This window comes from Hyphomonas sp. UBA3601 (genome assembly GCF_002375605.1).
GTDB lineage: Bacteria > Pseudomonadota > Alphaproteobacteria > Caulobacterales > Hyphomonadaceae > Hyphomonas.
Genome location: NZ_DFME01000038.1, coordinates 1 through 3,861, shown reverse-complemented (window position 1 = coordinate 3,861; position 3,861 = coordinate 1). Strand labels below are relative to the sequence as shown.

Annotated in this window: 5 protein-coding genes; 2 read left to right on the top strand and 3 right to left on the bottom strand. The window is 61.3% G+C overall.

The genetic code is table 11. The features are described from left to right. Positions 1–347: alcohol dehydrogenase catalytic domain-containing protein (locus B4F73_RS04575; RefSeq protein WP_290482599.1), on the bottom strand; the 347-nt coding region annotated here is incomplete at its 3' end. Positions 348–440: 93 nt separating this feature from the next. Here B4F73_RS04575 and B4F73_RS04570 point away from each other — a divergent pair. Continuing rightward, complete coding sequence (locus B4F73_RS04570) at positions 441–1,349, top strand: LysR family transcriptional regulator (protein WP_290482598.1); 909 nt, start codon at positions 441–443, stop codon at positions 1,347–1,349. Positions 1,350–1,362: 13 nt separating this feature from the next. On the opposite strand, the gene B4F73_RS04565 is transcribed toward B4F73_RS04570, so the two are convergent. Together B4F73_RS04565 and B4F73_RS04560 are read right to left on the bottom strand one after the other, a co-directional pair. Beyond that, positions 1,363–2,151, bottom strand: coding sequence for a metallophosphoesterase family protein (locus tag B4F73_RS04565; protein ID WP_290480647.1), 789 nt, complete (start codon positions 2,149–2,151; stop codon positions 1,363–1,365). Continuing rightward, positions 2,151–3,026: a diacylglycerol/lipid kinase family protein gene (locus B4F73_RS04560; protein WP_290482597.1), complete on the bottom strand. Its 876-nt coding sequence runs from the start codon at positions 3,024–3,026 to the stop codon at positions 2,151–2,153. Before B4F73_RS04560 ends, B4F73_RS04565 begins: the two co-directional genes overlap by 1 nt. Positions 3,027–3,121: 95 nt before the next feature. Here B4F73_RS04560 and dapB point away from each other — a divergent pair. Continuing rightward, a partial coding sequence (dapB, locus tag B4F73_RS04555; RefSeq protein ID WP_290482596.1) for a 4-hydroxy-tetrahydrodipicolinate reductase occupies positions 3,122–3,861 on the top strand: 740 nt, incomplete at its 3' end.

Below are 3,861 nucleotides of genomic sequence, written 5' to 3'. Positions count from 1 at the left end.
CCCTTGCCCTGCGTCGCGCGGATCGCGGTACAGAGATTGGTCTTGCCGGAAAGACAGCTTTTGCACTGGCGGCATTCCGGCGTGTAGAGCGGGATCACATGATCGCCCGGCTGCACACTCGTCACGCCCGCGCCGACTTCGCGTACAATGCCTGCGCCCTCATGGCCGAGCACGCTCGGGAAGATGCCCTCACTGTCCAGCCCGTCCAGCGTGTAGGCGTCCGTATGGCAAATGCCTGTCGCCATGATCTCGACCAGGACTTCCCCGGCCTTCGGGCCTTCCAGATCCAGTTCGACAATTTCCAGCGGTTTCTTGGCTTCAAAGGCGACAGCGGCGCGCGTTTTCATGAGGGAGCTCCATAATGTTTGGGTGCCATACTACTCTTGCGCTCTGCGCGATAAAGTACGTAATTCGCAATTCATTGTTGCAGGACTGGGATAATGCAAACGGATTGGGATGGTATTGAGGAATTCGTGGCTGTGGCGACGTGCATGGGCTTCAAGCCCGCGGCGGAAATGTTGAACGTCTCAACCTCGCATGTGAGCCGCGCCGTTACCAGACTGGAAAACGCCATTGGCGCGCCGCTATTCTATCGCACCACCCGCAAAGTCTCTCTCACCGATACGGGCCGCACCGTGCTCAGCCATTGCCAGCAACTCATCGAGTCGCGGGACGAGCTGTATGCCGTCGTAGGCGGCACCAATGAACCGCAGGGAGAGATCAAGATCACCTGCCCCACATCTCTGGGCGAACGCTACATCTCGCCCATCGTGCGCGAGTTCAGCCAGGATTATCCCAAAGTAGAGATCACGCTCGACCTCTCCAACCGGCTGGTCGACCTGATCGCCGAGGGCATCGATCTCGCAATCCGCACCGGCATGCTGGAAGATTCCCGCCTGATCAGTTCGCGGGTGGCAAGCCGGCAATTTCTGGTTTGCGCATCCCCTGCCTATCTGGACGCCCACGGCACGCCCGAACGGCTTGACGACCTGAAATCCCACAATTGCCTGACAGGCTCCTCCAGCACATGGCGCTTTCGGCAGGGCGGCCAGCACGAAACCCTCCGTCCACGGGGCAATTGGCGTTCAAATTCCGGCGCATCCGTGCTGGACGGATTGCTCGCAGGCAAAGGAATCGGACAGCTACCACTTTTTTATGTCGCGCCGTATCTCGAGAACGGGCGACTGATCGAACTGTTCAGGGAACTCCGGCCCGAGCCAGAACCCATCTGGGCAGTTTACCCCCAAGCCCGTCACCTTCAGCCCAAAGTGCACTTGCTGGTAGATCGCATCCGCGCACAATTGCAGCCCGCATTCGAAGTGCGCATCCAGCATCACCTGCGAGGATAACCCCCCACCCCTTTTAGGCGCAAGCCTCCAGATTGGCATCAAACGCGCCCATACGGGAGATTTTCGGCCCATCTTCATGAATATCGCATCGGTCGATCCGCAACTCTCCCTCTTCCAGCCGGATCAGATTGAACGAAGGCGGCTCAGCCCGCAGGCGCACCGATAACGTTCCGGATGAGACGGCGAGATAGCAACCATTGGCGCGTTGCCGCACGACGACCGAGGGCGTGTGGACATGCCCCGTCAGCACCATCTGTACATGGCTCGCCGCCACCATATCGCTGGCGCGTCGGCCTCTGCGGGTCCGTGTGCGGAGCGGCGCACCCGGCAGGGAATGAAACGGATGATGGCAGGCAATCAGTTTGACCTCTGCCCGTGACTTGCCCGCGCGAACAATCGCCTCATCCAGGTCGTCCAGATTGACAGACCCCTCGGCCCAGTTCCGCCGTGCCTGCCAGCCGCGCGCCGTGTTGAGGCCGACGGCGATCGCACCGCCAGCCTCGACGACCTCAAATTGCTGATTGAATCGCCGCTTGAATCGTTTGAAGGGTTCCGCCGCCCGCGCCGCGACATTGAACATGGGTGTGTCATGATTGCCGGGCACAACGAGCTTCGGCATGTCGAACCTGTCCAGCCACTCGGCCGCAGCATCGAACTCACGTGTACGTCCCCGCTGGGTCAAATCTCCGCACACGACCAACATGTCAGGTTTGGTGGATTTGATACAGGCTTCGGCAGCCTCAATCGCGTTTTCGTCTTCGGCGCCGAAATGAATGTCTGAAATCTGTGCAATAACTGTCATCAGGACATGTCTGGAACGAAGATTTTCACCGCAGAATCGATCCGCCGGAACCTCAGCGGTGTGTCCATCTCTTTGAGCTCACCATCCAGCGTGACATTGATGCGCCCCTTGTCGGTCTGGTGCACCTCGATCTCGTCAGCAAGTTTCAGCGCAACATCCTCAGCATTGCGCCAGCCATCGAACATCATCTCCAGGCCAAGCTTGGCGAGGTCCAGCAAGCCCTGAGGGTCAATACTCGCAATCTCCAGCTTTCCGGGCGTATCCGGATTGATGTTCACCGTCAGAGTGGTGGCGGTCTCGGCGGCCTTGCCGGGGGCGTTCCAGGCAATGTTGGATTTCAGAGCCAGAGCCGAAGAGTCGTGCACGATCTCCGCGGCCTCAAGAATTTTCCCCTCGCGCAATGCTTCGCGTGAATTGGTGAACCGGGTCATGTCACCCATCATGGCCGCCACGAAGAAGCGGGGTCCGCCGACAATCTCGCCACATGGCATCGGGCGTACCTTGCCGCCCTGCAGCGCGCGATCGATCAGCACGTCCCACTCATGGTCGCCGCCCAGGGCGCGAGTGGGCAACATATTCATCGTCCCGCCCGGCAGTGGCAGGACCGCCGGACCGAGCAGACCGGCATGCGACAACGCGCAGGCAATCGTGCCATCCCCGCCCCAGACAATCAGCGTGTCCGGCTCTTCAGCGAGCGCCGCTTCCATGAGCAGCGCAAGATCATCCTCACCGACCGTATGGATCGAGGCAGCGTCCGGCAGGCCTGAGAGTTTTTCACGCAAGAGATCAGCGGCTCCCTCGGGCGTGCTGCCCGAGAGCGGATTGATCACACAGGACACACGGCCAAGCCGCGAAAGCACATTTGTTGGGGTCATGTGCGTAGAACGCGCCAGATGACAAATTTGTTCCCGGCGTTCAGCAAGCTCTCGCCCTGCGGGAAAACCTCGCTATAACGGCGCGCATGACAGAAATGACACCTTCCGATTCGCTCCGCGTCGCCATTGCCGGCGTCGCGGGTCGCATGGGCCGCCAGCTGGTCGGCGCCGCGCTTGATGCTGGCCTTACCGTGGTGGGCGGCAGCGAGGCTCCCTCTTCCGAACATCTCGGCGAGGATATTGGCGAACTGGCAGGCCGTCGCCTGTTGGACCTGAAACCGGCAACCGATCCCGTCGCAGCTGCGGCAAAGGCTGATGTCTGGATCGACTTCACCCGCCCTGCCGCGACCCTGGCTGCGCTAGACTCCCTGAAACACACAAGCGTGCGCGCCGCCATCATCGGCACGACCGGCTTCACTGATGAAGAAGAGGCCGAGATTGCGCAGGCCGCGCAGTCCCTTGCCATCGTCAAGGCGGGCAATTTCTCGGTGGGCATCAATCTGCTGCAGGCCCTCACCCGCATGGCGGCCGAACGGCTCGGTCCGGATTGGGATATCGAAATCCTCGAAACGCATCATCGCCGCAAGGTCGACGCCCCCTCGGGCACCGCGCTCATGGTGGGCGAGGCCGCCGCTGCAGGCCGCGGAAAGCCGCTGTCAGACCTGCGGGCTGGCCCTTACGATGGCCCAGACGCCAAGCGGCGCGCTGGCAGCATCGGCTTTGCCGTACGCCGGTCTGGCGGGGTGATCGGCGAGCATGAAGTCAGCTTCGGCTCGGACATGGAAATCCTCTCGCTCAGCCATACCGCCATTGACCGCGCGGTCTTCGCGCATGG